The following is a 6,331-nucleotide window of genomic DNA, read 5'->3' on the forward strand; positions in this document are numbered from 1 at the left end:
AGTACAAATAGAACCTACTACATTAGGGGAAATTGAAGGACATATTAAAGAGATGATAATTGGAAGGTTAAAGGATTAATATAAAACCAATGCCTAAGTTCCGTTTCTTACTAAATACGGTATTTAGGCATTTTCACATTATTCATTATTCATTCACAATCTATATCTGGACCGGTCTGAATAAAAAAAGAGGTCCTTTTTCTCTTATTTATTTGGCCCATACACACGACTATCAATTGATTTTATCTCGCCTTTGAGTCGTTTTGTGAGTGTTTCTTTCCAGTTTGGTGCAAGATACTCACACGCAGCTAATTTTGCAGCTGCTTCCATATCATCTTTCTTTTCATGCATGACTTCATTGCAACGAGCGATTGTCCATTCAGGATATGGCCGTTCGATCAACTTGATTGTATCGTGCTCTTTTACCATGCCTTCTTTTACAACACGGAAGTACCATCCAGTTCGTCCGCTTTTTTGAATCCGTAATGCAAAATCTAGTATTTTAAAGCGTCGAGCAGGCTTCCAGCAGGACTGACGAGGTTGCGCTACTTGAACCACTGCTTCACCAACCTCATATATATCCCCAATGCACACATTTGCTTCATCCAGCCCTACTACAGAGAAATTTTCCCCCATTGCTCCTGCCTGAATCTGGTCATTTTCCAATTCACTTTGCCAATTTTCATAATGAGTTGCTGCATAGGCTAGTACTGCCTTTTCAGGTCCACCGTGATTTTTTAAATCAGCTTGTCCGTCTCCATCTAATTTTTCCTTACCAAGCCAGAGAGGTGCTTGAACCGGTTCTTTAAAAATCCCACTTGTCCATTCTTTTTCCATGAGTTTCTTCGCATTCGGGTCACCTACCGTTTTTGGCTTACCGATAAACAATTGATTTATGTAAGGCTGTTTCTCCATTCTCCCATCTCCTTTAGCAATAGTTTACCATGAATTGGGACTTGTCCCTCTGACCCACTCACTGATTCTTGTTCAATCTTCAAATATTATCCTCAGCGACGTTATGAGTGCGTAACAGGTGGTTTGATGTAATTAGCTTTCTGTGGCGACGCTTACACTAACTAATTGAATCATATGCACATGACTTTCCGAGAACCCCTTGATAATGAATTTAAAGATGTTACGATATGGACGTTGCTACAAATCGACTACAAAGGAGACATTAGATGTTACATGAAAAAACAATTGCTTTTATAGGGGCAGGGTCCATGTCAGAAGCAATGATTTCTGGAATTGTTGCAGCTGGAAAAGTCCCAACCAATCAAATTTTTGTAACAAACAGAACGAATACGGAAAGACTACAACAGTTAGAAGCAGAGTATAAGATTAATGGTTTAGTAAGCCAAAATTTTAATTTAAAAAATGCCGATATAATCGTCCTCGCAATGAAACCTAAAGATGCAGAAGTTGCATTACAGTCCATCAAAGATTCAATTCTACCGAACCAACTCGTTTTATCCGTGTTAGCGGGTATTACCACAACCTATATGGAGCAGCATTTACCAGTGGGGCAACAGGTAATCCGGGTAATGCCGAATACATCTAGCATGATTGGAGAGTCTGCAACGGCCATATCAGCCGGTTCCTATACCACTAATGAAAATATGTTACTAGCAAAAGAATTGCTAGAATCGATTGGGGCAGTTTACGAGATTCCAGAAGACCAAATGGATGTTTTTACAGGAGTAGCGGGCAGTGGTCCAGCTTACATTTATTATCTAATGGAGCATATGGAAGCAACCGTGAAAAAGCTCGGCTTACAGGAAAAGTTATCAAGGGAAATAATTGCGCAAACGATTATCGGGGCTGCAAAAATGATTCAGCAACAGGGTGAAACGCCTACAACATTACGAGAAAATGTGACTTCACCAAACGGAACGACCGCTGCTGGTTTAGCAGCATTAGAAATGAATGGTGGCGGAAAGGCTATCTCTCAAGCAATTAAACACGCGGCTATGCGCTCACATGAGATAAGCTCACAGCTTGAAGGCAAAACGACCAAAAAAGTTCAGGCTGTCTAACATAAAATACCTTTTACCGGCGATAAGCGCTTGTAAAAGTTCATTATCGTCCGGCAATCAATAACAAAAACAGATAAGGATTGATCGGATGTCCATAGAAAAAGACGTCATTAAGATTGGAAGCAGCTCATTAACGAGAAATGAGTTAGATAAACGAACACGGCAGAACGTTTAGCATTCTGCCGTGTTTTTTTGGGTCAGTGGACTTGTCCCTTAAGTCTCTATAGGTTGAAATAACTATCTAATAAGTATGCTATCCATTTGCAATGCGGATGGTTTCGGATATTTTCCACAAGTCCTTTGATTATAGCAGAGGTAAACGTTTGTTCCTGGACCTGTTCCTGTAAAAGCAACAACGACTCCCTCTCAATAGAATCCGCCATTTCTTTTACCTTTTCCTCAATCAACGGTAATAGTTGATCCTTTGTTACATCTCCCTGCATTTGAAACACAGACAAATCCATATGCTCTAGGTTTAAAAAAGGAAGGGTCATACCGTGAGCCAAGAGGTTTGTTTTTTCCACAAGTGACTTGCAAAGAAGGTCCACATCTAGAGGGATTTTCTGATACAAAAAAAGCTCTGAATACATCCGTGTAAAGCCCTTAATGCAATATAGCAAATCATATTTTGTATGTTTTACTTTATCTCCGTAGATGCGATCAATCAACAAAAGAATCGTGGAATTAATAAGTTTGTCAAAGTAGTGCATTTTAAGGATAAGCTTTTTGTTTAGAGACTGTGTATACTCCTTCATTAGGATATTCGCGAAGTCCGTATGCTGACTAAACGATTGAAAGCTTACATAATAATATTCAAACAATAGGTTTTTCTCATCTTTTTTATTTTTGACTACATGGTCAATGTCCGTAAAAATCTGTTCCATAAATTGATCAATCAGGGCGATGATTAATTCATCCTTCGATTTAAATGAAAGATAGAAGGCACCCTTAGAAATTCCGCACTGATCAGTTATCTGTTGAACGGAAGTTGCCTCAAATCCTTGCTTCGCGAAAAGCTCTAAAGCTTTGTCCATTATTAATTGTTTTTTCATCATGTCTTGTCTCTCCCACTAATCATTATTGACAAATGACTGAATGGTCATTATTATAAATAAATGGGTTAAATAAGTCAATCTAGGGTAGGTGTAAGTGTGAGAGGTATAGCCAATTTTGTACTAAAAAATAAACTTGCGGTTTGGTTATTAACAATAATTATAACGGTATCTGGAATTTATTCAGGTACACAAATGAAGACAGAAACCATTCCAGATATATCAATTCCTTTCTTAATGGTCATGGATGTGTATCCTGGAGCAACTCCAGAACAGGTAATGGAAGATGTCTCGATGCCAATTGAAAAAGCGGTTGAAGGACTTGATGGAGTTAAATCTGTCTATTCGAATTCATATTCGAACATGGCCAATATCCAAGTTGAATATGACTATGGTGAGGATATGGACGAGGCTAAGCGTGCCCTGCAGTCTGCATTAGATGCAGTTACTTTACCAGAAGGTGCACAAGAGCCTATGATTACTGCGATTAGCATGAACATGATGCCAGTCGTGGCACTTAGTGTAAGTAGTACAACTGAAGATATTGTGGAATTAACATCAACAGTTGAAGATGTTTTACTTCCTAAAATTGACAAACTTGATGGGGTTGGTTCCGCAACGATCACAGGTCAGCATATTGAGGAAGTAGAACTTACCTATAATAAAGAAAAAATGGCTGAGCTTGACTTAACAGAAGACACAGTCAAGCAAATGATCCAAGCTAGTGACATGGCTGTATCATTAGGTCTTTTTGAATTTGAAGAAGGCGAACAAGCTGTTTCGATTGATGGGAAATTCATGACTGCAGCTGAATTAAAGGAAATGATAATTCCAGTTACACCTTCTGAAAACAATCCTGTACCATTCGTGGAGCTTGGGGAGATCGCAACAATCGAAGAGGTTGGACGCGTTCAATCTGTTTCTCGTACGAACGGTAAAGACGCGATTGCGATTCAAATTGTAAAAGAGCAACAAGCTAATACAGTGGATGTTGTAAATGAGGTAAAAGACCTTATCAAGGATGAACAGGATCGAATTGACGGCCTTGTTATCGATGTATCGCTTGACCAAGGTGAGCCAATTGAAAAATCTGTTGCCACAATGGTGGAAAAAGCACTCTTTGGTGGTTTGATTGCAGTATTAATCATATTACTATTCCTACGTAATTTTAGATCAACGATTATTTCGATTGTATCAATCCCGGTCTCCATTTTTATGGCATTGTTGTTATTAAAATGGATGGATATTACGTTAAACTTAATGACACTTGGAGCAGTTACCGTTGCAATTGGACGTGTAATTGACGACTCCATCGTAGTTGTAGAAAATATTTATCGACGACTTCATTTAAAAGAAGAAAAATTAAATGGTCGTGCATTAATTCGTGAAGCAACCCTTGAAATGTTCAAACCAATCTTTTCATCAACTTTAGTAACGGTTGCTGTATTCGCACCACTTATTTTTGTAGGCGGAATGGTTGGCGAATTGTTCATGCCATTCGCATTAACAATGACCTTCGCTCTAGGTGCTTCATTACTAGTTGCGATCACAATCGTACCAGCGTTATCTCATACACTCTTTAAAAAACAGCTTTATATTGAAAAAACAGAAGCGAAGCATAAAGAGGCAGGTAAGCTTGCAAATGGGTACAAAGGTATTTTAAATTGGTCGCTCAATCATAAAATCATTGTATCTGTGCTTTCAATCTTACTGTTAGTAGGAAGTTTAGCATTAACGCCGTTAATCGGTTTTAGTTTTATGGGTAGTGAAGAAGAAAAGGTTATGTATTTAACCTACACACCAGGTACTGGTGAGTTAAAGGAAGAAACGCTTGAAAATGTGGCAGCAGTTGAAAACGAGTTACTTAAACGTGATGATATTGATATTCTTCAACTTTCAGTAACGGAAAGTGGAGACCCAATGGCCGCGATGATGGGAGGCGGAGGTGACGGTGCGCTCATGTACCTCATTTTTGACCCGGAAATGGATAACTTCCCAGAAGTCCGCGAAGATATTGAGGAATATGTGTTCAATATTGGTCAATCTGGTGAATGGAAGAGCCAGAACTTCTCGGCGATGTCCATGAATTCAAATGAGGTAAGCTATACATTGTATAGTGAAGATTTAAATAAGCTTTATGATGCAGTAGACATGGTCGAAGGTGTCATGAAGGATGCAGGCGGCTTGGAGGATGTTTCTTCAAGTGCAGAGGATGCGTATGTAGAGTACACATTCAATGTCGAGCAGGATGAATTATTACAATATGGACTTACAACTGGCCAAATTGTGATGATGTTAAACCCAGACCGTTCACAAGAGGTAATAACAACGGTTGAAAAAGATGGGAACACATTAGAGGTTGTTGTTCAGCAGGAAAAAGTAGCTACACCTAAATCAATTGATGACCTTCTTGCAACACAAGTTCCAACAGCAACAGGCACAGCATTACCGCTTTCTGAGTTGGTAGAGGTTGAGGAAGGAACAACTTTAAATACACTTGCCCGCAGTAAAGGCGAGTATTATGCTTCCGTTTCAGGAAACATTATCGGTGACGACATTTCAAAGGTAACATCGAAGGTTGGAAAAGACATTGATAAACTAGACCTTCCAAAAGGTGTAACACTTGATATTGCAGGTGTTCAAGCAGATATGGTTGAAACATTTACGCAGCTAGGTCTTGCAATGCTTGCAGCGATAGCAATTGTATACTTCATTCTTGTAGTAACATTTGGTGAAGGAGTTGCACCATTTGCAATTCTATTCTCACTTCCATTTGCGATAATTGGATCGTTTGTTGGATTATTAATTGCAGGCGAAACGATTTCCGTATCGGTTATGATGGGACTGTTAATGTTGATTGGTATTGTTGTAACAAACGCGATCGTTTTAGTCGACCGTATTATTCATATGGAGCGCGATGGAATGACAATGCGTGAAGCAATTCTTGAAGCTGGTTCAACCCGTTTACGTCCAATCCTGATGACAGCAATTGCGACAATCGGTGCGTTAATTCCGTTATTATTTGGCGAAGGCGGCGGAGGCTTAATTTCGAAAGGGCTTGGTATTACCGTTATCGGTGGTCTAGCAAGTTCGACTTTATTAACACTTCTAGTCGTTCCAATTGTCTATGAAATTCTGTCTAAGCTCTTTAAGAAAGACCGTAAAAACATACAAGAAAACTAATCATTTACGCCCTACAAGGTTAAACATATCTTGTAGGGCTTTTTAACATTATATAGTCGG

Annotated in this window: 4 protein-coding genes; 2 read left to right on the forward strand and 2 right to left on the reverse strand. The window is 39.1% G+C overall.

Annotated features, from left to right (window positions below; translation table 11 throughout):
• Positions 1–204 precede the first annotated feature (204 nt).
• Positions 205–915, reverse strand: a complete 711-nt coding sequence (locus V7097_RS21385; RefSeq protein ID WP_335705668.1) for an MOSC domain-containing protein — start codon at positions 913–915, stop codon at positions 205–207.
• A 266-nt stretch (positions 916–1,181) separates the two neighbouring features.
• On the opposite strand from V7097_RS21385, the gene proC reads away from it, so the two are divergent.
• Positions 1,182–2,036: a pyrroline-5-carboxylate reductase gene (gene proC, locus V7097_RS21390; RefSeq protein ID WP_335705669.1), complete on the forward strand. Its 855-nt coding sequence runs from the start codon at positions 1,182–1,184 to the stop codon at positions 2,034–2,036.
• A gap of 221 nt (positions 2,037–2,257) precedes the next feature.
• Here the strand turns inward: proC and V7097_RS21395 are convergent, their stop codons facing one another.
• Positions 2,258–3,091, reverse strand: a complete 834-nt coding sequence (locus tag V7097_RS21395; RefSeq protein WP_335705670.1) for a TetR/AcrR family transcriptional regulator — start codon at positions 3,089–3,091, stop codon at positions 2,258–2,260.
• Between the two features lie 96 nt (positions 3,092–3,187).
• On the opposite strand from V7097_RS21395, the gene V7097_RS21400 reads away from it, so the two are divergent.
• Positions 3,188–6,271 (forward strand): efflux RND transporter permease subunit, encoded by a 3,084-nt coding sequence (locus V7097_RS21400; protein WP_335705671.1) that lies wholly within the window; start codon positions 3,188–3,190, stop codon positions 6,269–6,271.
• Positions 6,272–6,331 lie beyond the last annotated feature (60 nt).

Source organism: Bacillus sp. JJ1562, assembly GCF_036962705.1.
Taxonomy (GTDB): domain Bacteria; phylum Bacillota; class Bacilli; order Bacillales; family Bacillaceae_L; genus Ferdinandcohnia.